This is a genomic window from Paenibacillus thermotolerans (genome assembly GCF_028745515.1).
GTDB classification, from domain to species: Bacteria; Bacillota; Bacilli; order Paenibacillales; family YIM-B00363; genus Paenibacillus_AE; species Paenibacillus_AE thermotolerans.
In genome coordinates, this window is record NZ_JAQZSG010000010.1 from 90,547 (window position 1) to 113,924 (window position 23,378).

20 protein-coding genes are annotated in these 23,378 nt (G+C 55.7%); all 20 read left to right on the top strand.

The window, feature by feature from the left end:
• The first annotated feature begins 1 nt into the window (after position 1).
• The 20 genes from PT964_RS10540 to spoVE all read left to right on the top strand — a co-directional run bounded on the left by PT964_RS10540 (position 2) and on the right by spoVE (position 23,293).
• Complete coding sequence (locus tag PT964_RS10540) at positions 2-1,018, top strand: ABC transporter ATP-binding protein (protein ID WP_274363308.1); 1,017 nt, start codon at positions 2-4, stop codon at positions 1,016-1,018.
• A complete protein-coding gene (locus tag PT964_RS10545) occupies positions 1,015-1,971 on the top strand; it encodes an ABC transporter ATP-binding protein (protein WP_274363309.1) in 957 nt (318 codons plus the stop codon). Before PT964_RS10540 ends, PT964_RS10545 begins: the two co-directional genes overlap by 4 nt.
• 118 nt (positions 1,972-2,089) lie before the next feature.
• Positions 2,090-3,751 (top strand): bacillithiol biosynthesis cysteine-adding enzyme BshC, encoded by a 1,662-nt coding sequence (bshC, locus tag PT964_RS10550; protein WP_274363310.1) that lies wholly within the window; start codon positions 2,090-2,092, stop codon positions 3,749-3,751.
• A gap of 38 nt (positions 3,752-3,789) precedes the next feature.
• Positions 3,790-5,052 carry an adenosylhomocysteinase gene (locus PT964_RS10555; RefSeq protein ID WP_274363311.1) on the top strand — a complete coding sequence of 421 codons (1,263 nt, stop codon included), beginning with the start codon at positions 3,790-3,792 and terminating at the stop codon, positions 5,050-5,052.
• A 151-nt stretch (positions 5,053-5,203) separates the two neighbouring features.
• Positions 5,204-6,196 (top strand): NAD-dependent epimerase/dehydratase family protein, encoded by a 993-nt coding sequence (locus tag PT964_RS10560; protein WP_274363312.1) that lies wholly within the window; start codon positions 5,204-5,206, stop codon positions 6,194-6,196.
• 168 nt (positions 6,197-6,364) lie between these two features.
• Positions 6,365-6,982 carry a TetR/AcrR family transcriptional regulator gene (locus tag PT964_RS10565; RefSeq protein ID WP_274363313.1) on the top strand — a complete coding sequence of 206 codons (618 nt, stop codon included), beginning with the start codon at positions 6,365-6,367 and terminating at the stop codon, positions 6,980-6,982.
• Positions 6,979-7,836, top strand: a complete 858-nt coding sequence (locus tag PT964_RS10570) for an ABC transporter ATP-binding protein (RefSeq protein ID WP_274363314.1) — start codon at positions 6,979-6,981, stop codon at positions 7,834-7,836. The genes PT964_RS10565 and PT964_RS10570 overlap by 4 nt, the downstream gene beginning before the upstream one ends.
• Complete coding sequence (locus tag PT964_RS10575; protein WP_274363315.1) at positions 7,833-8,555, top strand: fluoroquinolone export ABC transporter permease subunit; 723 nt, start codon at positions 7,833-7,835, stop codon at positions 8,553-8,555. Before PT964_RS10570 ends, PT964_RS10575 begins: the two co-directional genes overlap by 4 nt.
• Positions 8,552-9,283, top strand: coding sequence for a hypothetical protein (locus tag PT964_RS10580; RefSeq protein WP_274363316.1), 732 nt, complete (start codon positions 8,552-8,554; stop codon positions 9,281-9,283). Before PT964_RS10575 ends, PT964_RS10580 begins: the two co-directional genes overlap by 4 nt.
• A 73-nt stretch (positions 9,284-9,356) precedes the next feature.
• Positions 9,357-10,331 (top strand): DUF4349 domain-containing protein, encoded by a 975-nt coding sequence (locus PT964_RS10585; protein WP_274363317.1) that lies wholly within the window; start codon positions 9,357-9,359, stop codon positions 10,329-10,331.
• 130 nt (positions 10,332-10,461) lie between these two features.
• Positions 10,462-10,899: a division/cell wall cluster transcriptional repressor MraZ gene (gene mraZ / locus PT964_RS10590; protein WP_274363318.1), complete on the top strand. Its 438-nt coding sequence runs from the start codon at positions 10,462-10,464 to the stop codon at positions 10,897-10,899.
• A gap of 29 nt (positions 10,900-10,928) precedes the next feature.
• Positions 10,929-11,888, top strand: a complete 960-nt coding sequence (rsmH, locus tag PT964_RS10595) for a 16S rRNA (cytosine(1402)-N(4))-methyltransferase RsmH (protein WP_274363319.1) — start codon at positions 10,929-10,931, stop codon at positions 11,886-11,888.
• A 98-nt stretch (positions 11,889-11,986) separates the two neighbouring features.
• A complete protein-coding gene (locus PT964_RS10600; RefSeq protein WP_274363320.1) occupies positions 11,987-12,400 on the top strand; it encodes a septum formation initiator family protein in 414 nt (137 codons plus the stop codon).
• 40 nt (positions 12,401-12,440) lie between these two features.
• Positions 12,441-14,756, top strand: coding sequence for a penicillin-binding transpeptidase domain-containing protein (locus tag PT964_RS10605; protein ID WP_274363321.1), 2,316 nt, complete (start codon positions 12,441-12,443; stop codon positions 14,754-14,756).
• Positions 14,757-14,851: 95 nt separating this feature from the next.
• The gene (locus PT964_RS10610; RefSeq protein ID WP_274363322.1) at positions 14,852-16,804 is read left to right on the top strand and encodes a stage V sporulation protein D; all 1,953 of its coding nucleotides are present in this window, start codon (positions 14,852-14,854) and stop codon (positions 16,802-16,804) included.
• A 75-nt stretch (positions 16,805-16,879) separates the two neighbouring features.
• Complete coding sequence (locus PT964_RS10615) at positions 16,880-18,358, top strand: UDP-N-acetylmuramoyl-L-alanyl-D-glutamate--2,6-diaminopimelate ligase (RefSeq protein ID WP_274363323.1); 1,479 nt, start codon at positions 16,880-16,882, stop codon at positions 18,356-18,358.
• A gap of 3 nt (positions 18,359-18,361) precedes the next feature.
• Positions 18,362-19,756 carry a UDP-N-acetylmuramoyl-tripeptide--D-alanyl-D-alanine ligase gene (locus tag PT964_RS10620; protein WP_274363324.1) on the top strand — a complete coding sequence of 465 codons (1,395 nt, stop codon included), beginning with the start codon at positions 18,362-18,364 and terminating at the stop codon, positions 19,754-19,756.
• A 43-nt stretch (positions 19,757-19,799) separates the two neighbouring features.
• Entirely contained in the window at positions 19,800-20,735 is a 936-nt protein-coding gene (mraY, locus tag PT964_RS10625; RefSeq protein WP_425262700.1) for a phospho-N-acetylmuramoyl-pentapeptide-transferase, read from the top strand.
• Positions 20,736-20,738: 3 nt separating this feature from the next.
• A complete protein-coding gene (gene murD, locus PT964_RS10630; protein WP_274363326.1) occupies positions 20,739-22,127 on the top strand; it encodes a UDP-N-acetylmuramoyl-L-alanine--D-glutamate ligase in 1,389 nt (462 codons plus the stop codon).
• A gap of 68 nt (positions 22,128-22,195) precedes the next feature.
• Positions 22,196-23,293 carry a stage V sporulation protein E gene (gene spoVE / locus PT964_RS10635; protein WP_274363327.1) on the top strand — a complete coding sequence of 366 codons (1,098 nt, stop codon included), beginning with the start codon at positions 22,196-22,198 and terminating at the stop codon, positions 23,291-23,293.
• Positions 23,294-23,378: the final 85 nt, after the last annotated feature.

Consider the following 23,378-nt stretch of genomic DNA (forward strand, 5'->3'; position numbering starts at 1 on the left):
CATGGAAAATATTCTCGAAGTCAGAGATTTAAGTGTTTCCTTTCATGTTCGCGGCGGGGAAGTTCAGGCCGTGCGCGGCGTGAGCTTTGATGTGAAAAAGGGAGAAGCGGTTGCGATCGTAGGTGAATCCGGCTGCGGAAAGAGCGTCACGGCTCAAACGTTGATGCGTTTAATTCCGACTCCCCCAGGAAAAATAAAGAGCGGTTCGATTAAATTCAACGGTGTTGATTTGCTGAAGAAAACCGAGAGGGAAATGGAATCGGTTCGCGGCAAAGATATCGGAATGATATTCCAAGATCCGATGACATCGCTCAATCCGACATTGACGATCGGACGGCAAATTACCGAAGGCTTGATCAAGCATCAAAATATGTCTAAAGCGGATGCGAAAAATCGTGCGATCGAAATGTTGAAGCTGGTAGGCATTCCGAATCCGGAAGCGCGCTTCGAACAATATCCGCACCAGTTTTCAGGCGGTATGCGCCAGCGCGCGATGATCGCGATTGCGCTTGCTTGCAACCCTTCGCTTCTTATTGCGGATGAGCCTACAACGGCGCTGGACGTGACGATCCAGGCGCAAATCATGACCTTGATGAAGGATTTGCAGAAGACGCTCGGTACATCCATTATTTTGATCACGCACGATCTCGGCGTCGTTGCCGATATGTGCGACCGCGTCATCGTTATGTATGCGGGCAAAGTCGTGGAATCCGGCACGAAGTGGGAAATTTTCAAAAATCCGCAGCATCCTTATACGAAGGGCTTGCTGCGTTCCGTACCGAGACTTGACCAAAAGAAAGACGAGGATTTGATTCCGATTATCGGAACGCCGCCGGATTTGATCAAACCGCCGGCAGGCTGCGGCTTCTGCTCTCGCTGCGACCACGCAATGTCGATCTGCGAAACGCAAGATGCCGATATGACGGAATTGAGCCCGACGCACCAAGCGGCATGCTGGCTTCTTCATCCGATGGCGCAAGCTTCTCAGGCGGCTGCCGGTAAGGAGGAAGTGAAATGAGTCAAGCGTTATTGGAAGTCAACAATTTGACGAAGTTCTTTAATGTAGGCGGCGGCAACCAGCTAAAAGCCGTTAACGATATCAGCTTTTCGCTCAAGCAAGGCGAGACGCTCGGTCTCGTCGGCGAGTCCGGCTGCGGCAAATCGACGGCCGGCCGTACGATTTTGCGCCTTTACGAGCCAACGAAAGGCGAAGTGAAGTTCGAAGGCACCAACATTTACAATCTGTCCGGCTCGAAGATGAAGGCATTGCGCCGGAACATGCAGATGATCTTCCAGGATCCGTACGCATCGCTGAACCCAAGAATGACGGTTACCGACATTATCGGGGAAGCGCTGGACGTCCATCAATTGACGTCCAGCCGAACGGAGCGCAAAAAGCGCGTCGAGGAGCTGCTCGATCTTGTCGGCTTGAACCCGGATCACGCGACTCGTTACCCGCACGAATTTTCGGGCGGCCAGCGTCAACGGATCGGGATTGCGCGCGCGCTTGCGGTCGATCCGAAGTTCATCGTCTGCGACGAGCCGATCTCCGCGCTCGACGTGTCGATTCAGGCGCAAATCGTGAACCTGCTCACAAAGCTGCAAAAGCAATTCGGCTTGACCTATTTGTTCATTGCCCACGACTTGGCGATGGTAAAGCATATCAGCGATCGCGTGGCGGTTATGTACTTGGGCAAAATGGTGGAGCTCGCAACCAGCGAAGAGCTTTATGCGAATCCGCTTCATCCGTACACCCGCGCACTGATGTCCGCGATTCCGATTCCGGATCCGGAAGTAGAGGCGACACGCGAGCGTATCGTGCTCAAGGGCGACATTCCGAGCCCGATCAACCCGCCGAGCGGCTGTCCGTTCCGCACCCGATGCCCGCTCGCGACGGAGAAATGCGCGAAGGAAGAGCCGAAGTTTGTAGAGATGAAGCCGGGTCACTGGTCCGCTTGCCATTATGCTTAATTTATGGGTACAGTAAAGGAGCGCCCCGTTTGGGGACGCTCCTCTTTTTCTTTGACGGATCGAACGAGGCTTAGTACAATGATGGGCGAGGAACCTAAGGCGGAAAGGAAGTAATTTCATGCGTTCAGAAAGCTATACCGGTTCGAAGCGTCCGCCGTTTGTGCGCGATGTCATGCAAAATTCCGCAAACGCGGCAAACCGATTTGACTTCAGTCACCCTTACGGGAACATCGAAGGTTTGAAAGAACGCGCCGCATGGCTGGACCGGCCGGATCGGCCGAGTGCGAACCGAGACACTTTAGCGGACGTTCTTATTACGTATAATCGCAAGCACGGAAATGCGCAGGAGGCGATCGAGGCGATCGAGAAGCTTCGCCGTTCCGATACGCTTGCCGTCATCGGCGGTCAGCAGGCGGGACTGTTCACGGGTCCGATGCTTGTATTTTATAAGGCGTTAACCGTGATTCAAGCGGCCAAAGCGGCAGAGGCGGAGCTTGGACGTTTCGTCATCCCCGTATTTTGGATCGCAGGGGAAGATCATGACTGGGATGAAGTGAATCATACATACGTATTGACGCCCCAGCTTCACATCGAGAAAATTGCGATCCATAAGGATGAAGGCGCTGCAGGAGCAAATCGGACATCCGTCAGCAAGACGCCGGTGTCGCAAGAGCAGTGGACGGCTGCGCTCGACGCGCTGCAAGCCGCATTGCCGGATACCGAGTTTAAGCCGGGCATGATGGAGCAGCTTCGTGATATATCCGAACGCTCCGCCACGTTGTCGGACGCCTTCGCAAAGACGATGTCCCTGTTGTTCGGCAAATACGGGCTCGTCTTGGTCGATTCCGACGATGAAAACCTGCGAAAGCTGGAAGCTCCGTTGTTCAGTCGGCTGCTGCAAAGCAATGCGGAGCTGAACGAGGCGATTCAAGCCGGACAAAGCGCAGTTGCGGAGGCCGGATACCCGCTGCAGGCGGAGGCGCATAAAGACGGGCTTCAGCTGTTCGTGTTCCATGAAGGGGAGCGAAAGCTTCTGTATCGCGACGGCGACCGGGCCGTCGACCGGAAGGGCACATTCTCCATGCCGCTCGCCGAGCTGGAGCGGTTGCCGGACCGTTCGCCCGAGCTGCTTAGCAATAATGCGTTGACCCGGCCTCTAATGCAGGAATACTTGTTCCCGACGCTTGCCACGGTACTTGGACCGAGCGAGATCGCTTACTGGGGCGTGCTGAAGGAGTCGTTCCATGCGTTCGGCATGCGCACGCCGGTAATCATTCCGCGGCTTGAGTTCACGCTGCTGGAAGGCACGGTTCAAAAGCAGATGGATAAGTTCGGCTTGACGTTTGCGGACGCGGCCGAACGCATTGAGACGCTACGCGACGAATGGCTGCGCGGACAGGATGAGCTCGGACTAAGCGAACGGTTCGCCGAGGTGAAGGAGCAGTTCCGGCAAGTTTACGAGCCGCTCATTCGAACGGTTGCGGAAATTAACGGCGGACTTCGGAAGCTGGGCGAGACGAACATGAGCAAAATTCTCGAACAGATCGATTTTCTTCAAGCGCGGTCTTTGGAGGCGCATAAATCCCAACACGAAGCGGCGCTCCGGCACTGGGAACGAATCCGTCTTTCGGTGTCTCCGCACGGAAAGCCGCAGGAGAGGGTTTACAATCTGTTTTTATATGCAATGAAATACGGACCGGACTTGCTGGATCATCTGATGCTGAATCCGTTCATCGATTTTAAACACGAACCGCCGAACCATTGTGTAGTTTATTTGTAGGAGAGTCGCAGTCAAAAAAACAGGAGGTTTTTTCGCGTATGGCAACAACGGCTCAAAGCATTATTACCGACCCGAAGCTGGCCCCCGAAGGCCGATTGAAAATCGATTGGGTGCAGGCTCACATGCCGGTTCTGAACCGGATTCGTGCGCAGTTTGAGAAGGAGCAGCCCTTTAAGGGGCTTAAGGTCGCTATATCGCTTCACTTGGAAGCGAAAACCGCCTATTTGGCGAAGGTCGTGAAGGCTGGGGGCGCCGAGGTGGCGATTACCGGCAGCAATCCGCTTTCGACACAGGACGATGTGTGCGCGGCGTTAGTCGAAGACGGCATTACCGTATTCGCGAAATATAATCCGGATCCGAAGGAATACAAGGACTTAATGATCAAGACGCTGGAAACGAAGCCGGACCTCATTATTGACGACGGCGGCGATCTCGTAACGATTTTGCACTCCGAACGGCAAGATTTGCTCGAGCAGGTGCGCGGGGGAGCGGAAGAGACGACGACGGGAATATTGCGGCTCAAATCGCTCGAGCGCGAAGGGAAGCTTCGGTTTCCGATGGTGGCCGTTAACGACGCGTATTGCAAGTACTTGTTCGACAACCGGTACGGGACGGGACAATCGGTGTTCGACGGCATCATGCGGACGACAAATTTGGTGATCGCCGGCAAAACGGTTGTAGTAAACGGGTACGGCTGGTGCGGCAAAGGAGTGGCGATGCGCGCGAAAGGCCTCGGAGCTAACGTCATCGTTACGGAAATTAACGCGATCAAAGCGGTCGAAGCGTATATGGACGGCTTCGCGGTCATGCCGATGTCGGAGGCGGCCAAGCACGGCGATCTGTTCGTTACGGTAACCGGAAACAAAGACATCATTCGCGGTCCGCATTACGAAGTGATGAAAGACGGGGCGATTCTTTGCAACGCGGGTCACTTCGACGTCGAGGTCAACAAGCCGGAGCTTGAAGCGCTGTCCGTTGCCAAGCGAACGGTTCGCCGCAACATCGAGGAATTTAAGCTGAAGGACGGCCGCAGCATTTACTTGCTGGCGGAAGGCCGGCTCGTGAACTTGGCTGCGGGCGACGGCCATCCGGCCGAAATTATGGATATGACGTTCGCGCTGCAGGCGATGGCGCTCAAATATGTCAACGACAACTATAAAGAGGTCGGCAACAAGGTCATTAACGTGCCGTATGAGACCGACGAGCAGGTGGCGCGCTACAAGCTGGAATCGCTCGGCATCGGCATCGATTCGTTGACCGACGAGCAGAAGGCATATTTGGATTCTTGGGCCGAGCATTAACACGGGAGGCACCTTAGCGGGTGCCTTTTTTGGTGATTGTTTCTTGACGGAAGGGATAACGGCAAAAAGTACCGCGGCACCCGTATCTTTTTCCCGATTGGAACCGTTTCTTCAATAGAGGACTCGTAAACGATGTAAAGGGGATAGGGATATGAAAATAGTAGTGCTCGGCGGAACCCGCTTTGTCGGGAAAACGATCGTTGAGGCGGCGCTTGCGGGAGGGCACGAGGTAACGCTGTTTAACCGGGGCAGCCGGGCCGACCTGTTTCCCGATGTGGAGCGGCTGACCGGGGACCGGGATGGCAATTTGGGGGCGTTGAAGGGCCGGACATGGGATGCCGTCATCGATACATGCGGGTACGTTCCGAGAATCGTAGCGGATTCGGTTGAGCTGCTGAAGGAACAGACCGGGCATTATACCTTTATTTCTACTATTGATGTGTACGATCATACAGTGCCCGGGACGATTGACGAAGCGCATCCGACCGTGACGCTCGAGGACGAGACGACGGAGGACGTCCAGAAGGCGTACGGCCCGATGAAAGCGCGCTGCGAGCAAATCGTGCGGCGGAATATGCCGGATCGCAGCCTGATCGTGCGATGCGGCTTGGTGGCAGGACCGGGTGATCATACGGACCGGCTTACCTATTGGCCGCGCCGCATTGCACGCGGAGGAGAGGTGCTCGCCCCTGGCAATCCCGATGCGCCGATTCAATTCATCGACGCGCGCGACGCGGCCGAATGGATTATACGGATGGCGGAGAAGAAACTGTCCGGCACCTTTACGGCAACCGGTCCTTCGGAGCCGATTACGGTGGGGGCGTTTTTGGAAAGCTGCAAAGACGTGCTAAACAGCGACGCCAAGCTGACGTGGGCGGACGACGAATTTTTGCTGAAGCATCAAGTAGGGTCCTGGATTGAAATGCCGCTTTGGATTCCCGAGAAGGAAAACCTTGGAGCGCTCATGTCGATTGACGTATCGCATGCCAAGAATGCGGGACTTACGTATCGGCCTCTCCGGGAAACGCTCCTGGATATCGCCGAATGGGACCGTTCGCGTCCCGACGGCTACGAAATGAAAGCCGGGCTCGCACCGGAGAAGGAGATAGCACTGTTGGAGCTATGGAATAAGGAAAGAGCGTAGAAAAAAGCGGAGTATCCGGTTTTTGCCGGGTAATCCGCTTTTTTGCACGTAACGGATCGGAGGGGTATTTCCGAAAGGTAGAATTGACAATTGCAAGAAATCGGTATACACTTCTTTTGTGAATATAAAATAAAATCATTCATACAAATACAAAATGAGGTGCAAGGTGTGCCGAAAAAGTTTTCAGATCAGGAAAAGGAACGAATTCACGCAAAGCTGATTGAAACGGGAAAAAAGTTATTTGCTTCGCTCGGGTTACAGAAAACAAGCGTCGCCGATTTGACGAAACCGATCGGCATCGCGCAAGGTTCGTTTTATTTGTTTTATGATTCGAAAGAGTCGCTTTACATGGAGATTGTCGCTATGGAGGAGGAGAAGGTCCGCACAACGGTTTTCGAGCGTTACTTGTCGGAAGGCCCGATGACCAGAAGCCGATTTGCGGTATTTCTGCGCGAATCGATCCGCTGTATCGAGGAAAGTCCGATTTTGCAGCAGCTGTATGACGAGCGGATCGTCGAAGCTTTATTCCGAAAGCTGCCGCCGGAGGCAATCGAAGAGCACTTCACCGAGGACGCGGGGGCGCTGGAACCGTTCTTAGCCCGCGGCCGGTCGGAGGGATGGCTTGCGGACAAAGATCCGGAAGCGGTTGTGTCGTTAATCCGCTCCCTTGTTCTGTTCGCGCTGCAGAAACAGCGAATCGGGGAAAAGCATTACGAAGCGACGATTCAATTGCTGATCGAATGCATCGCCCAAGGACTGATTGTGGAAAGGGGATCATCCGAATGATTCGTGTCGAAGAGCTTCGGTTCACGTATCCCGGAAAAAGAGATGAGACGCTTAAGGGGCTCGATTTTTCCGTCCTGCCGGGCGAAATATTCGGCTTTCTCGGACCGTCGGGAGCCGGGAAAAGCACGACGCAAAACATTTTGATCGGGTCGCTTAAAGGATATGAGGGGAGCGTAACCGTATTCGGCAAAGAGCTGAAGACGATAAATAAGGATTATTATGAGAAAATCGGCGTCGCTTTTGAATTTCCTTCGTTCTATCAACGGTTGACGGCGCTGGAAAATTTGAATTTGTTTCGCGCATTATACAACGGACGTACGGCAGACCCTAATAAGCTTCTGGAAAGCGTAGGGCTTAGCGAGGCGGCAAATGTGAGAGTGTCGCAGTTTTCTAAGGGGATGAAGATGCGCCTCAATTTTTGCCGCGCGCTGTTGAACGATCCGGATTTGCTCTTTTTGGATGAACCCACCTCGGGACTTGATCCTGTGAACGCGAAACGAATGAAGGATTTGATTTTGCAAATGAAAGCGGATGGAAAGACGATTTTTCTGACCACCCACAATATGAATATTGCCGAAGAGCTTTGCGACAGGGTGGCGTTTATGGCCGAAGGCGCCATTCGTCTGATTGACGAGCCTCGAGCTCTCAAAATCCGATCGGGGGGCAAAAAGGTTAGGGTCGAATACAGGGAAAGCGGAAAGCTGGTCCGGGAGGATTTCGAGCTTGACCGGCTAGCGGCCGATGATCGGTTTATGCGGTTGATCGGGAGCGGGAACATCGAAACGATTCATACGACGGAAGCGACGCTCGAACATATTTTTATACAGGTAACCGGGAAGGAATTGATCTCATGACCCGTTTCGGCGCGGCGGTGCGGTTTGACATTCGTTTGCAGCTGCGGCAAGGCTTTTATGCGGCATACGTAATTATCAGCGCCGTTTATATTGTGTTGCTGCGCTCGATCGGAAGCGGGGAAGCGAAAGAAATGGCGGAGATCGTCATTACGTTCTCGGATCCTTCGATGCTCGGCTTTTATTTTGTCGGTGGGCTTGTATTGCTTGAAAAAAACCAGCGGATTTTAGATCCGTTAATGGTGACTCCCTTGCGTGTTCGCGAGTATTTGATGTCCAAGGTGATATCGCTTGCTTTTTTATCCGCGATGGCCGGATCCGTTGTGCGGCTCGGCGCTTTCGGACTCGGCGGACATTGGTTTGGGTTTGTGGCCGGCATGCTGCTTACCTCCATCTTTTTTACTTTGTTCGGTTTAGGAGTCGCCGTGCGCTGCTGCACAGTCAATCAATATTTTATCGAATCGACGCTTTCAGCTCTCGTATTTACGCTGCCGGTATTGGATGCCGTGCATGTTTGGTCGACGCCGCTTTTTTACCTGCTGCCTTCCAAAGCTTCGCTGCTGTTGATTGAGTCCATGTTTTCCCGGCTGGGGGTTTGGGAATATGTTTATGGCTTCGGCTCGTTAATCGTTTGGATTGTATTGGCCTATGTTTGGGCGGATCGATCGTTCCGGCGATTCGTCGTGCTTCGCGCCCAAGAAGGAAGGGAGGCAGCCGTATGAAAAAAGCGCTCGCTTTGGCCGCCTCCGACGCTCGCCAAGTCGTGCGAGATCCAATGATGCTGTTCATGGCCGGGGCGCCGCTGCTGCTCGTGCTTTTGTTCTCGACTGTCGTCCCGTTCGGCCTTAAGCTGTTAAGCGCGAAAACAGGTTGGGGCGTCGAAGCGTATTATCCGTTCGCGGCGTGCGCGGTGCTGCTTCTTATCCCGGGTTTGCCCGGAACGATGGCGGGATTTCTCATGCTGGACGAACGGGACGAGGGGCTGCTTCAGGTTTACGGCATTACTCCGATTGCGAGGAGCGGATATTTTGTATACCGTCTGACGATCCCCGTTGCTCTGATGGCCTGTTACGGTTGCTTGACGGTTCTGGTGGCCGGCGGAGCCGCGGACGACGGTTTCGTTTGGCCGGCACTCGCCTGCGCGGTTCTGATGGCTACGATGCAAGGGGTTATCACCGCTTTATTTCTGGCCGGTTTCGCTTCCAATAAAGTCGAAGGGCTGGCGCTTTCGAAGCTGGCTGCGCTTCCCGTGCTTGCTCCGCTGATGCTGCTGCTGCCCGAAACGTGGCAGGCTGCGGGATGGGCGTTCCCTGCCTATTGGGTTGCGAAGACGATGTCGCTGGCGTTGTCCGACGAATCTCGCGCGCTGTGGTACGGCCTGATCGGCTTGGCGGTTCATGCCGGATGGTGTTTCCTGTTTTTTAAGCATTTTAGTAAAAAATCGGGATAAAGCGGAGGAACCTTTTTCCTATGTCTTCGTCTAAAGTATGAGGAGAATCAAACGGAAAAAGGGGCGATACGTTATGAAGGGGAGATGGATCAAATGGCTGGCCGTTGCCGCGCTTACTGCGGTATGGACGGCCGGCTGCAGTTCCGGGTCGGGCGGAAGAACGGATTCGGCGGCATCGGAAAGCGCGTTGGTCGCGGACATGGAGACGGCGGCCAATAAAGCGCCGGCGGCTATGCCGGAAGAGGCGGCGGCAGGGGGGAGCGGTTTCGGAAGCGGAGCCGCAGACGGGGACGACTCCGGTGCGGCACCGGCCGCGAGTGAGCCGCGAACGGCGAGAATGCTGATTTATACCGCCAATTTGACGATGGAAGTGGAGAGCTACGCCAAAGCGTATACGGAAATCCAAAACTTGATCCATCTGTCGGGCGGGTATATTGTCGGATTCACGGAGGAGACGACCTCCTTCGAGAAGACGGGGCTGTTTACGATAAAAGTGCCGGCCGACGGCTTTAACGGGTTCCTTGCGAAGCTGGAGAACGTTCCGAACGTTCAGCTGAACCGGAGCATGAAGGCGCAGGACGTCTCGGAGGAATATGTCGATCTGGATTCCCGATTGAAGGCGAAGCAGGTCGTGGAGAAGCGGCTGCTCGATTTTATGGAGAGAGCGACGAAATCGGACGACTTGGTCAAGTTTTCGAACGAGCTAGGCCAAGTTCAGGAAGACATCGAACGAATGAAAGGCCGAATGAGATATTTGGAGCAAAATGTCGCATACAGCACGGTAGAGCTCAGAGTATACGAGGTAGTGAACGACCGGGCAACTTTAGCCGGAAAAAGCGCAGGCATCCCGCTTGGGGAAAAAATGAGCCGGGCGGTTAGCGGCAGCATCGACGTTCTTGTTGCCGTGTTTGAAGGGGTTATGGTCGTGCTTGCCGGCTTTCTGCCGATCGGCGTCGCCGCCGGCATTATCGGGGCGCCCGTTTATTGGCTGTGGAAACGGAGAAGAGGCCGGACTCCGGACGGACCGCCTCCATCCCTTGACCTTTAATTCTATAAAATAATTTTCGAAAATCCTGCCGATTGAGCAGGATTTTCTTTTTCTATATCGAATAGTGATTCAATAGTGGGGAAAAGTGGGGCGAAGTGGTGGAAAAGGGTGGACAGGTGGTGATTGTGCGATGTTTATGGGTGAATATCAACACAGCGTTGATGAGAAAGGTCGCATGATCATACCCGCCAAATTCCGGGAAGAGCTTGGCTCCGACTTCATTATGACCCGCGGCTTGGATCAATGTTTGTTTATTTATCCGAAGACGGAATGGACCGTGCTTGAGCAAAAGCTGAAAAGCCTGTCGCTCATGAAATCGGATGCGCGCGCGTTTACGCGGTTTTTCTTCTCGGGAGCCGCCGAATGCGAGCTCGATAAACAGGGAAGGGTAAATATACCAAGCAATCTTCGCGAATACGCCAAGCTGGACAAGGATTGCGTCGTACTCGGCGTATCCAACCGCGTGGAAATTTGGAGCAAGGAAGCTTGGGAATCGTATTTCCGTCAGTCCGAGGAATCGTTCAATGAAATCGCCGAGAAGCTGGTCGATTTTAATTTCGATTTGTAAGGGCTGCGGAATCAAAGGGGTTAGCAACATTGTTTATACATAGAACCGTGCTGAAGGAAGAGGCGGTTGACGGACTGAACATTCGCGAAAGAGGAATTTACGTTGACTGCACACTAGGAGGAGCGGGGCACAGCTCTCTAATCGCCTCTCGCCTTGGACCGGAGGGAAGGCTGATTGCCTTCGATCAGGACGAACGCGCGATCGAACATGCGCAAGAAATTCTTGCGCTTTACGGCAATCGGGTTACGATCGTGAAATCCAACTTTCGGCATTTGGCCGATGCATTGAGCAAGCTCAACGTTCCTATGGATAAAGAAGGGAACCCGCAGGTGGACGGGGTGCTGTTCGACCTCGGCGTCTCATCGCCGCAACTGGATGAGGCGGAACGTGGCTTCAGCTACCACCAAGACGCGGAGCTCGATATGCGTATGGACCGGACGGCGCCGCTTACGGCCGCAGACATCGTGAACGAATGGCCGGAGCAGGAGCTGACAAAGATCTTGTTCTTATATGGGGAAGAAAAGTTTTCCCGCCGCATTGCGAAGGAAATCGTACAGGCGAGGGAGCGGGGGCCGATTCGGTCGACCGGAGAGCTGGCGGAGCTTGTGAAAGCGGGCATTCCGGCAGCGGCGCGGCGAACCGGCGGGCACCCGGCGAAGCGGACGTTCCAGGCGATCCGCATCGCGGTGAACGACGAGCTCGGCGCCCTCGAGGATGCACTGGAGCAGGCGATTCGCTGCACGGCGCCGGGCGGGCGCATCTCGGTCATTACGTTTCATTCGCTGGAGGACCGAATTTGCAAGAGGGCGTTCGCCGAGCGTCTGGGGAAATGCGTCTGCCCGCCCGATTTGCCGATGTGCGCATGCGGAGCGAAGGGGACGCTTCGTCTTGTGAACCGCAAGCCCATCGAAGCAAGCGCGGAAGAGCTCGCGGACAATCCGAGGGCGCGTTCGGCCAAGCTGCGCGTCGCGGAAAAGCTTCCCGGCTAGGGTGTTCGTCCGGCAACACAAACTGCCAACATTTGCATGGCGGGAGATCGGGACGAGGTGAGATTCGTTCGATTATAATAGGGGAGGTTGTTTGAATCATGCCTGCATACATAGACGGAAGTTTGGCGCTGGATGAGCGCCGGTCCAACACAGCCGCGCCGGCGGTAAAGACGAAAGCGAAGCCGGCCGCGAAGAAAGCGCAGAAGGTGAAGTCGCTCACCGCTCCGGAAAAGCTGTTGTATTTGTTTGGAGTCGTAGCATTCAGTTTGATCGCAGGAATCGTCATTTGGCGGTATGCCATGATTTTTGAAATGAATACCCGCATTGTGCAGATGGAAACGGAAATCCGCAAGCTGGAGAAGGAAAACACAGCGCTCAAGAACGAAGTCGCGAAGCTTCAGGATCCGCAGCGTTTGATCGATACGGGAATCCAGCTCGGGCTTGTGCTTCCGGATGAGATCGCTCCGCCGAAAGCCGGAGATCAAGCCGTTGCGTCTATAGCTCAGGATTAAAAGTTTTCTTTTAATAGGCAACCCAAGGTGGGATGTAAGGATGCACAAAAAGATTAGAGTGCGCTCGCTGGTGCTCGGCGTAGTGTTCACTCTCTTTTTTATGGGGATCGTTGCGAGGCTCTATTGGCTTCAGGTGGTAGAGGCATCGGCGCTGCTTGCCGAAGCGAAAAAAACGTGGAGCACGGAGAAGAAGCTGGAAGCCGACCGCGGGACGATTTACGACCGGAAGATGAACGTGTTGGCTTCGGACGCCGACGGCTACACGGTGATCGTGGATCCGCAAGTAATCGATAAGCTCGGCCTTGCGCGCGAAGTGGCCGCCGGACTTTCCGCCGTGCTCGATAAGCCGGAGGATCAGGTATACGCCCAAGTGACTGCCACAAATAAAGAAGGCAAGCTGCTGCGAAATAAAGAAATTCGAATCGAAGGCTGGAAGATCGATAAGGATTTGGCGGATCAGGTTTTAGCTTGGGAAAAGGAATTTATGAAAGAACACGACATCCTTGGCGCGGACTGGCCAGGGGTCGGACTGTATCCGCAAAAAATCCGTTATTATCCGAAAAATTCGCTTGCGTCGCACATTTTGGGTTATATCAACAAAGACGGCAAACCGAGCATGGGGCTGGAGTTTTCACTCGACGAGCTGCTTAGAGGGAAGGACGGGAAGATCGCCTACAAGAAGGACGAGAAGGGGCAAAAGCTTCCCGGCGAAAAGCCCGAGCTCGTCCCTCCCGTGAACGGCAATAACGTGGTGCTGACGATCGACCAAACGATCCAGCACTATACAGAACAAGCGATGAAGAAGGTGTATGACGAATTTAAGCCGAAGCAGATGACGGCGATCGCGGTCGACCCGAAGACGATGGAGGTGCTCGCGCTCGCGAATTTGCCGACGTTCAACCCGAATAAGTATTGGGAGTACGACCCGGAAAAAGATTTCAACAATATGGCGATCAAGTCGCTGTACGAGCCTGGCTCCACGTTTAAGCTCGTCACGCTGACGGGCGCGGTCGATCAAGGGATATTCCATCCGGACGAAACGTATCAATCGGGCTCGATCCGTGTGCCGGGTTGGACTCTTAGAGACCATAGAAGAGGCGGCTGGGGCGAAATTTCATATCTTGAAGGACTCCTCCGCTCAAGTAACGTAGCCTTTGTAAAGCTCGGGTACGAGCAGTTAAAAGAAGAGAAGTTTATGGAGTATATTAACCGTTTCGGTTTCACCAGCAAAACCGGAATCGATTTGCCCGGCGAAAGTCAAGGCAGAGTACAGTTTCGTTATCCGGTTGAAGTCGCAACCGGTACCTACGGACAAGGCGGTGTGTTCGTCACTCCGATCCAGCAGCTGATGGCTTATGCGGCAATCGCCAACGGAGGCAAGCTGATGGAGCCGTATGTCGTGAAGAAGGTGCTGGATCCGGAAACCGGTAAAGTCATCTCCGAACGGCAGCCGAAAGTGATTCGGCAAGTCGTGTCCGAAGCGAAGGCGAAGGAGATCAGCGGTTACTTGGAGCAGGTCGTTACCGACGATCGCGGCACCGGCAAACGGGCGCGCTTGGATGAATATCGCGTGGCGGGGAAAACCGGAACCGCCAACATCGTCAAGAACGGTGAGTACGCGGCTTGCGACTGGGTCGTTTCGTTCATCGGCTATGCGCCGGCAGAGGACCCGCGCATAGCGGTGGCCGTCATTATCGATTCCCCGAATTTAGGCTGCGACTCGAACAATGCCGGACTGGCGACAACGCCTGTCTTCAAAGAAATTGTATCGCAAAGCTTGCGCTATATGGGAGTGCCGACGGAGCGTAAAGCCGGCGACACCGCAGAGGAAGGGACGAACGTTCAATCCGTGAAAACCGAAGCCGAGCTTATAACCGTGCCGGATGTGTCGGATATGGAGACGGCGGCGGCGGTGAAGGAGCTCAAGGCGAGAGGCCTCGCGGCGGAATCGCTCGGAAGCGGGCCGAAGGTGCTCGGGCAATATCCTTCGAAGGGGGAACAAATCTCGGAAGGATCTAAGGTGATCCTGCTTACTGCCGACCGGGATCAGGCCGCCATACCGGACTTCACCGGACAAAGCTTGCGCGACGTCGTTCAAGTGGCTTCGCTGCTCGGCCTTAGGTTCGAAGCAGAGGGCGAAGGATATGTCGTCAGCCAGGAAGTAACGGAAGCGCAAGGCGAGAAAGTGCTGAAGGTGGTTCTGAAGCCTCTGCACGAATGGCCGAAGGATAACGGCCCGCCGGAAGAAGGCGACACAGGCGAAGGAGCGAAACATGGAACCGATCCGCCTGACGATGCGGAAAGCGGCGGGGACGGCGGCGAAGCTTCGCCGGCTCAGGGAGACGCTGCCGGATAGCGCGTCCTCCCGGGCTTGTTCTACCTACCGTTTGTCCCGAATAGTCTATTAGTAATTACTATAGGACTCGTTCGAGGACAAGGGGGAGGGGTTTCATGCGCGCTTCCAGCGTTACGCTGCGGCGTAGACTGTACTCTGTGCTGGTGTTGGGGACAATCCTTTTTATAGCGTTAATCGTTCGGCTCGGCTGGGTACAGCTGGCGATGGGGCCGGAGCTGTCTGCAAAGGCGGAAGAATCGTGGAGGCGGGAAATTCCGTTCGCGGCCAAGCGGGGCGAAATATGGGACCGCAACGGAGAACGGCTCGCCTACAACGTCACGACGCCTACCGTCTGGGCGCTGCCCGCTCAGATCGACAATCCGAAGGATACCGCCGCGCAGCTGTCGCGCATTCTCGGGATGACCGAGGAGAGCGTGTATAAAACGATTACCAAGCGGGAAATGATCGTCAAAATTCAGCCGGGAGGCCGCAAAATTACGCAGCAGAAAGCGGCGGACGTTCGAAAGCTTGCGCTGCCGGGCATCGTCGTCGCGGAGGACAACAAGCGCTATTATCCGTATGATCAGCTTGCCGCTCACGTACTCGGATTTACCGGCATCGACAATCAAGGCTTGACCGGGGTCGAGGCGAAATACGACAAGGAGCTGCAGGGTCATCGAGGCAATGTCGCGTTTTTGTCGAATGCGAGCGGCGATAGGATGCCGAATTCGTCCGAAAAATATATTCCTCCGAAGGACGGACTGAATTTAGAGCTCACCATCGATAAATATATACAAACCGCCATGGAGCGGGAGCTGGATCAGGCGATGGTCAAATACCAGCCGGACCATATTATTTCCATCGCGGTCGATCCGACGAACGGCGAAGTGCTGGCGATGGCGAGCCGTCCGAGCTATGAGCCCGGCAATTATCAGCAATACGCGACGGAAGTGTATAACCGCAATTTGCCGATCTGGATGACGTATGAGCCCGGTTCTACTTTCAAGATCATCACATTGGCCGCGGCGCTCGAGGAAGGCAAAGTGAGACTGAACGACCGATTCCACGATCCCGGCGCGGTGGAGGTCGGCGGCGCGCGGCTTCGCTGCTGGAAGAGAGGCGGGCACGGCTCCCAGACGTTCCGGGAGGTCGTCGAAAATTCGTGCAACCCCGGCTTCGTTGCGCTTGGCCAGCGGCTCGGGAAAGAAACGCTGTTCGACTACATTAAAAAATTCGGCTTCGGCACCAAGACCGGCATCGACCTCGGCGGCGAAGAGAACGGAATTATGTTCAAGCTCGATCGAGTAGGCCCTGTCGAGCTTGCCACGACCTCGTTCGGTCAAGGGGTGTCCGTGACGCCGATTCAGCAAATTATGGCGGTTTCGGCGGCGGTCAACGGCGGCAAGCTGTACAAACCGCATGTCGCAAAGGCTTGGATTCATCCGGAAACGGGCGAAGTGGTCGATCAGGTTGAGCCGGAACTCGTAGGAACGGTTATTTCCGAAGAAACCTCGAAGAAGGTTCGCGAGACGCTGGAGTATGTCGTGGCGCAAGGCACGGGCCGCAACGCCTTTATCGACGGCTACCGCGTCGGCGGCAAAACCGGTACGGCGCAGAAGGTCGTGAACGGCCGCTATTCCGCGAGCGAGCATATCGTATCGTTCATCGGGTTCGCGCCGGCGGACGATCCGAAGATCGTCATTTACACCGCCGTCGACAACCCGAAGGGGCTGCAGTTCGGCGGACTGATCGCCGCGCCGATCGTCAAGAACATTATGGAGGACGCGCTGCGCTACATGGGCGTTCCGCCGCGGAAGGACGGAGTGAAGGAGGAGTACCGTTATGGGCTGGATACCCCGACGGCCGTCGTTCCGAATCTCGTTGGCCAAACCGTGTCGGAAATTTATGAAAGCCTCAACTCCAATTTCCGCCTTGCGAAATACGGCTCGGGCAATACGGTCATCATGCAGGAGCCGAAGGCCGGGACGAAATTGCCCCGGGGCTCGACGATTCAAATTTATTTATCGAAAGACGAACCTAAGAATTCGAAGGAAACGAAGAAGAAATAGGCGCTTCCATGTTAAAGAAAACGATTTTCACCCCATAATATAGAAATGATTGTGTTAATGAACGGAGGAAATTCCATGCAAATCCGTGAGCTCGCCTCGCTGTTTTTGCTTTCCCGCATCATAGGCGACGACAATACCGAGGTGACGGGCGTAACGGCCGATTCCCGGCATGTTACACCGGGGTGTTTATTTATATGCGTCCCGGGCTATACGGTGGACGGACACGATTACGCAGAGGCGGCGGCGAATCAAGGCGCAGCCGCGCTTGTCGTCGAGCGGGAGCTTCCGCTTCACTTGCCCCAGCTTGTCGTACGGGATGCGAAGCGAGCGATGGCGCGCATCGCAAGCCGGATGTACGGCTATCCGAGCCGCGAGCTGAAGGTGATCGGCGTAACGGGCACGAACGGGAAAACGACGACGGCGATGCTCATCGAAGGCATCTTGAGCGCGGCCGGCTTCGAAACGGGACTGATGGGCACCGTTCGGACGAAGGTCGGCGGCGTAACGAAGGAATCGAAAAACACGACGGCGGACGCGCTTGCCCTGCAGAGCACATTCCGCAGCATGCGCGACGCCGGCGCGCAATATTGCGTCATGGAGGTTTCCTCGCACGCGCTGGAGCAGGGCCGGGTGATCGGCACCGATTTCCGGACCGCTGTGTTTACGAATTTGACGCAGGATCATCTGGACTACCACGGCACGATGGAGCAGTATGCCGCCGCGAAGGAGCTGTTTTTCGCCAGACTCGGCAACGCGGAGGAGAATCACGGGCCGGGTAAGTTCGCCGTGCTCAACGCCGACGACCCTGTTCACGCCCGATATAAACGGGTAACCGCCGCAGAGACGATTACTTACGGAATCGACAGCGAAGCGGACGTACGGGCGTCCGATATTCGGATGAGCGCGCAGGGCACAAGCTTTCGGCTTTCTAGCTTTGCAGGCGATGCGTACGTAAACGTGAAGCTGATCGGCAAGTTCAACGTATACAACGCGCTTGCCGCCATCGCCGCGACGCTGGCGGAGCGCCTGCCGCTCGCAGCCGTCGTCGCCGCGCTGGAAAGCATCCCCGGCGTGGAAGGCCGCGTCGAGCCGGTCGACGCAGGCCAGCCGTTCGCCGTGCTCGTCGATTACGCGCATACGCCGGACGGTCTTCTGAACGTGCTGAACACCGTCAATGAAATTAAACGGGGGCGGGTCATCACCGTGTTCGGCTGCGGCGGGGACCGCGACAAGACGAAGCGGCCGATTATGGGCCGCATCGCCGCCGAGCGCAGCGATTATGCCATCGTAACGTCCGACAATCCCCGTTCCGAACACCCGGAGTCGATTATGCGGGACATCGAGGCGGGAATTTTGGAGGCGGGGGTGGAACGCACCCGTTACGAATTGATTGCGGACCGGAAACGGGCGATCGAAAAAGCGGTTGAAATGGCAGGCCCCGAAGATGTAGTATTGATTGCGGGCAAGGGACATGAAACGTACCAAATCATCGGCGGCGCCACGTATGAGTTCGATGACCGCGCTGTCGCACGGGAAGCGATTCGAGGTGCCTGACATATGATAAAAGCTGACATACAACAAATTGTTCAATGGACCGGCGGAAAGCTGTCCGCGGGAAATGAAACCGCCGCGGAAACGAAAATTGCGGGCGTATCGACCGACACGCGGTCGATCGTTACCGGCAATTTGTTCGTTCCGCTGATCGGAGAGAAATTTAATGGCCATACCTACGTCACGGAAGCCGTCGGCCTCGGCGCCTCTGCGGTGCTGTGGCAGGACAATCAAGGGGAGCCGCCCGAATCCGTGACGGCCGTAATTGTCGACGACTCTCTGAAGGCTTATCAACGATTGGCGGCAGCTTACCGTTCGACGCTTCCGCTCACGATCGTCGGCATTACCGGCAGCAACGGAAAGACGACGACGAAGGATATGACGGCCGCCGTACTCGGAATGAAATATAAGGTTCATAAGACGCAAGGGAACCTGAACAATCATATCGGCTTGCCGCGGACGCTGCTGGCGCTTGAACCGGACACGGAGGTCGCCGTGCTCGAAATGGGGATGAGCGGCTTCGGCGAAATCGAGCTGCTTGCCGGCATAGCGAACCCGGATGCCGTCGTTATTACGAATATCGGAGAAGCTCACCTTCTCCAGCTCGGATCCCGCGACGGCATTGCGAAAGCGAAGCTGGAAATATTGAGCGGTCTGAAGGAGGGGGGATTGTTCGTCTCCCCCGGCGACGAGCCGCTCATCGATCGATATGAAGGAGACGCGAACAAGCCGTCCGCTTACCGCAAGCTGCGCTTCGGGGAAGGCGGCGGCAACGATTTGGTGCTGCGGGAGGTGCGGATCGGAGAAGCGCAGACCGAATTCCGCACGCACGATTCGTCAGTCGCCTTCACGATTCCGCTGCTCGGGAAGCATAACGCAATGAACGCGCTTGCCGCGATCTTGATCGGCCGCTCGTTCGGCATCCCGGACGAAACCATCGCGGAAGGTCTCCGCGCAATGACTCCGACCGGCATGCGCATCGAGCGGCTGGAAGGCGTGAACGGCATCACGCTGCTGAACGACGCCTACAATGCCAGCCCCGCCTCGATGAAAGCCGCGCTGGAGCTGCTCGCCGCCGCCAAGAGCTACCGCCGCAAATTCGCGGTGCTCGGCGATATGCTGGAGCTGGGCGAGCAAGAGAAGGAGCTGCATCGGGACATCGGCCGCTTCATCGACCCGCATACTGCAGATTACGTCTTTACCTACGGAGAGCTGGGGAAACAGATTGCGCACGAAGCGTCGAAACGTTTCGATTCCGGTTATGTGGAGGCTTTCGATTCGAAGGAAGATATCGTGCGGAAAATCGAACAAACCGCCGGACCCGGCGACGTGGTGCTCGTCAAAGCATCCCGCGGCATGAGGCTGGAGGATATTGTGAACTCGCTCCGCAAGGAGAAGTAAAGGAGAGGGCTTTACCTTGGAACTTAATCCGATCTTATTTACAATGGGCGTTTCTTTCGCTCTGGCAGTCATCCTCGGCCCTCTCTTTATTCCGGTGCTGCGGCGGATGAAGTTCGGCCAGCAAATCCGGGAGGAAGGGCCGAAAGGACATCAGAAAAAAGCCGGCACGCCTACTATGGGCGGCATTATTATATTAATCGCGTTGACGCTGTCGTTTATGCGCTTTTCCATGCGTTCCCCGGAGTTTTATATTTTGCTGATCGCCTCGCTCGGGTTCGGACTGATCGGGTTTTTGGACGATTACATCAAAATCGCTTTTAAACGCTCCTTGGGCTTGACGGCAAAGCAAAAGCTGTTCGGCCAGCTGCTGTTTTCCGTCGTCATCTGCGTCATGCTGTTTATGAACGGACACAACACCGATTTGACGATTCCGGGCACGCAGCTGGCGATTCCGCTCGGATGGCTTTATTATCCGTTCATTATTTTGCTGATGCTCGGCATGTCGAACGCGGTCAACTTCACCGACGGACTGGACGGTCTGCTGTCGGGAACGAGCGCGGTCGCCTTCGGAGCGTTCGCCGTCATCGCGATGATCCATACGGAGCACGAATCGGCGTTTTTCTCGGCGGCGATGATCGGCGCGGTGCTCGGCTTTCTTGTGTTTAACGCGCATCCCGCGAAAGTGTTTATGGGAGATACGGGAAGCCTCGGAATCGGCGGCGGCATTACGGCTGTCGCTATTTTGACGAAGACGGAGCTGCTGCTGCTCTTGATCGGGGGCGTATTCGTCATCGAAGTGCTGTCCGTCATTATCCAAGTCGTGTCGTTTAAGACGAGGGGCAAGCGCGTGTTCAAAATGAGTCCGATTCACCATCATTTCGAGCTTACGGGCTGGTCGGAGTGGAGAGTCGTCGTTACGTTCTGGCTGGCGGGAGTCGTGCTGGCCGGACTTGGAATTTATATCAACGAGGGGTTGTAGCATATGCTCCATCCGGAAAGTTACAAAGGCCGCAAGGTCGTCGTGCTCGGCCTTGCGCGCAGCGGCGTGGCTGTCGCGCAAGTTTTTCACCGCGCGGGCGCCGTCGTAACGGTTAACGATAAAAAGGAACGTTCATTATGCCCTGAAGCCGACGATTTGGCGGCTCTGGGTATTTCTGTTATTTGCGGGGGGCATCCGGACGATTTGATCGATCAAGACGTCAGCCTCGTTGTCAAAAATCCGGGCATTCCGTATTCGATCGCTCCGATCGAGAAAGCGGTTCGGCTCGGCATCGAGGTCGTCACCGAGGTGGAGGTCGCGTACCATGTATGCTCGGCGCCGATCATCGGTATTACGGGCTCGAACGGAAAAACGACGACAACGACATTGACCTCCCTCATGCTGACCGAATCGGGCGTGAACGCCGTCGCTGCCGGCAACATCGGCCGCGCGTTGACCGAAGCCGCATTGGAGGCTGTGCCGGATCAATGGCTCGTCGCGGAGCTCAGCTCCTTTCAATTGAAGGGAACGACCGATTTTCGGCCGAAGGTGGCCGTGCTGCTGAATTTGTACGAAACGCATCTCGACTATCACGGCACGATGGAGGACTATGCGGCGTCCAAGGCGAAGCTGTTTGCCAACCAGACGTCCGGCGATACGGCGGTGTTGAACTGGGACAACCCGTTCTGCCGTTCGCTCCTGCCGTCGGTCAAAGCGAACGTGCTGCCGTTTTCATATACCGAGCGGCTGGATAAAGGCGTTTACTTGGACGGCGATAAAGTAATGTACGCGAACGGCGGCAGCCCTGACGAAATTATGCCGGTGAGCGAGATCGCCATGAAGGGCTCCTTTAACGTGGAGAACGCGCTTGCCGCGGCTGCGGCCGCCCTGTCCGCGGGAGCGAAGCTTGAAGCGGTGCGCAGCGTACTCGCCTCCTTCGGCGGCGTGGAGCATCGGCTGGAGTTTGTACGGGAGTTGAACGGCATTTCGTTCTACAACAATTCCAAGGCGACCAATTCAACCGCAACAATCAAGACGATCGGGGCGTTCGAGCGGGAGAACATCGTGCTCATCTGCGGCGGACTGGACCGGGGGGCCGATTACGCGGACCTGCTCCCGGTATTCAAGGAACGCGTCCGGGCGGTCGTCACGATGGGGCAAACGCGGGAGAAGCTGAATGGAATCGCCGAGCTCGCAGGAATAGAACGCCGCAAAACGGTCGAAGCTTGTGACAACCCGCAAGAGGCGATCGCTCAAGCGGTCCGCGCCGCGTATGAATTTGCGTCGCCTGGAGACGTCGTGCTGCTGTCTCCGGCCTGCGCAAGCTGGGATATGTTTCCTTCCTACGAGGAACGCGGACGCATGTTTAAGCAATCCGTGCATACCTTGTAATAGAGGTTGTACAAGGGGGATTAAACTTGTGCCGCCTCTTACACAAGACGTGAAGAGGTGTGTCTCGTATGCCGAAAGCTCGTTCCGCGCCGGATGTTTACATTTTGCTGGCGACGCTCGGATTGCTCGGAATCGGAATCGTCATGGTTTACAGCGCAAGCGCCGTGCTTGCGTTTCACGAGTACGGCGATTCGTTCTATTATTTGAAGCGGCAGCTCATATTTGCCGGCCTTGGTCTTGTCGCCATGTATTTTACCATGAACCTGGATTATTGGGTGCTGAAGAAGTACGCTAAAATCGGCTTAATCGTCTGCTTCGCGCTGCTTGTCATCGTGCTGATTCCCGGCATCGGCGTCGTAAGAGGCGGCGCCAGAAGCTGGCTCGGCATCGGAAGCTTCGGCATTCAGCCGTCGGAATTCATGAAGCTGGCGATGGTCGTGTTTATGGCAAAATACTTGTCGGACAACCAGGCTTCCTTATCCAAGTTTACGACGGGCTTGCTGCCTCCGCTGGGGCTGCTCGGCCTTGCCTTCGGACTCATCATGCTGCAGCCCGATCTGGGCTCCGGCGCAGTGCTTGTCGGCTCCACGCTGATTATCATTTACACGGCCGGCGCCAGAATCTCTCACTTGGCCGGCTTGGGAACGGTAGGAGTAGCCGGCTTTGTGGGGCTCATACTGACGGCGCCGTACCGCATGAAGCGGATCACCGGCTTTTTGGACCCGTGGTCCGACCCGCTCGGCTCCGGCTATCAAATCATTCAATCGCTGTATGCGATCGGGCCGGGCGGCTTGATCGGCCTCGGTCTCGGCGCCAGCCGCCAAAAGCACAGCTACCTGCCCGAGCCGCAAACCGACTTTATTTTTTCGATCGTCGCCGAGGAGCTCGGCTTTATCGGCGGAGCGCTTGTGCTGCTTCTGTTTCTGCTGCTGGTGTGGCGCGGCATGCGGACGGCCATCACGGCTCCGGATTCGTTCGGCAGCTTGCTGGCGGTCGGCATTATCGGCATTTTTGCCGTTCAAGTATTTATTAATATCGGCGTAGTTATCGGCATGCTGCCGGTTACCGGCATCACGCTGCCGCTCATCTCGGCGGGCGGCTCGTCGCTTACGCTGCTGCTGACGGCCATCGGCATTTTGCTTAACGTTTCGAGGTATTCCAGGTGAAGTAAGGGGGCAGGAACCCTTTTTCCCATATTGATGAAAAGGTACTGGGCATTTGTCACACTCTCTCGCGCGGGTACATAGTATA

What these genes read in the sequence shown, in the direction of transcription:
- PT964_RS10540 (WP_274363308.1), top strand. Translation starts at nt 2, where the DNA reads ATGGAAAATATTCTCGAAGTCAGAGATTTAAGTGTTTCCTTTCATGTT.
- PT964_RS10545 (WP_274363309.1), top strand. Translation starts at nt 1,015, where the DNA reads ATGAGTCAAGCGTTATTGGAAGTCAACAATTTGACGAAGTTCTTTAAT.
- bshC (WP_274363310.1), top strand. Translation starts at nt 2,090, where the DNA reads ATGCGTTCAGAAAGCTATACCGGTTCGAAGCGTCCGCCGTTTGTGCGC.
- PT964_RS10555 (WP_274363311.1), top strand. Translation starts at nt 3,790, where the DNA reads ATGGCAACAACGGCTCAAAGCATTATTACCGACCCGAAGCTGGCCCCC.
- PT964_RS10560 (WP_274363312.1), top strand. Translation starts at nt 5,204, where the DNA reads ATGAAAATAGTAGTGCTCGGCGGAACCCGCTTTGTCGGGAAAACGATC.
- PT964_RS10570 (WP_274363314.1), top strand. Translation starts at nt 6,979, where the DNA reads ATGATTCGTGTCGAAGAGCTTCGGTTCACGTATCCCGGAAAAAGAGAT.
- PT964_RS10575 (WP_274363315.1), top strand. Translation starts at nt 7,833, where the DNA reads ATGACCCGTTTCGGCGCGGCGGTGCGGTTTGACATTCGTTTGCAGCTG.
- PT964_RS10580 (WP_274363316.1), top strand. Translation starts at nt 8,552, where the DNA reads ATGAAAAAAGCGCTCGCTTTGGCCGCCTCCGACGCTCGCCAAGTCGTG.
- PT964_RS10585 (WP_274363317.1), top strand. Translation starts at nt 9,357, where the DNA reads ATGAAGGGGAGATGGATCAAATGGCTGGCCGTTGCCGCGCTTACTGCG.
- mraZ (WP_274363318.1), top strand. Translation starts at nt 10,462, where the DNA reads ATGTTTATGGGTGAATATCAACACAGCGTTGATGAGAAAGGTCGCATG.
- PT964_RS10600 (WP_274363320.1), top strand. Translation starts at nt 11,987, where the DNA reads ATGCCTGCATACATAGACGGAAGTTTGGCGCTGGATGAGCGCCGGTCC.
- PT964_RS10605 (WP_274363321.1), top strand. Translation starts at nt 12,441, where the DNA reads ATGCACAAAAAGATTAGAGTGCGCTCGCTGGTGCTCGGCGTAGTGTTC.
- PT964_RS10610 (WP_274363322.1), top strand. Translation starts at nt 14,852, where the DNA reads ATGCGCGCTTCCAGCGTTACGCTGCGGCGTAGACTGTACTCTGTGCTG.
- PT964_RS10615 (WP_274363323.1), top strand. Translation starts at nt 16,880, where the DNA reads ATGCAAATCCGTGAGCTCGCCTCGCTGTTTTTGCTTTCCCGCATCATA.
- PT964_RS10620 (WP_274363324.1), top strand. Translation starts at nt 18,362, where the DNA reads ATGATAAAAGCTGACATACAACAAATTGTTCAATGGACCGGCGGAAAG.
- mraY (WP_425262700.1), top strand. Translation starts at nt 19,800, where the DNA reads ATGGGCGTTTCTTTCGCTCTGGCAGTCATCCTCGGCCCTCTCTTTATT.
- murD (WP_274363326.1), top strand. Translation starts at nt 20,739, where the DNA reads ATGCTCCATCCGGAAAGTTACAAAGGCCGCAAGGTCGTCGTGCTCGGC.
- spoVE (WP_274363327.1), top strand. Translation starts at nt 22,196, where the DNA reads ATGCCGAAAGCTCGTTCCGCGCCGGATGTTTACATTTTGCTGGCGACG.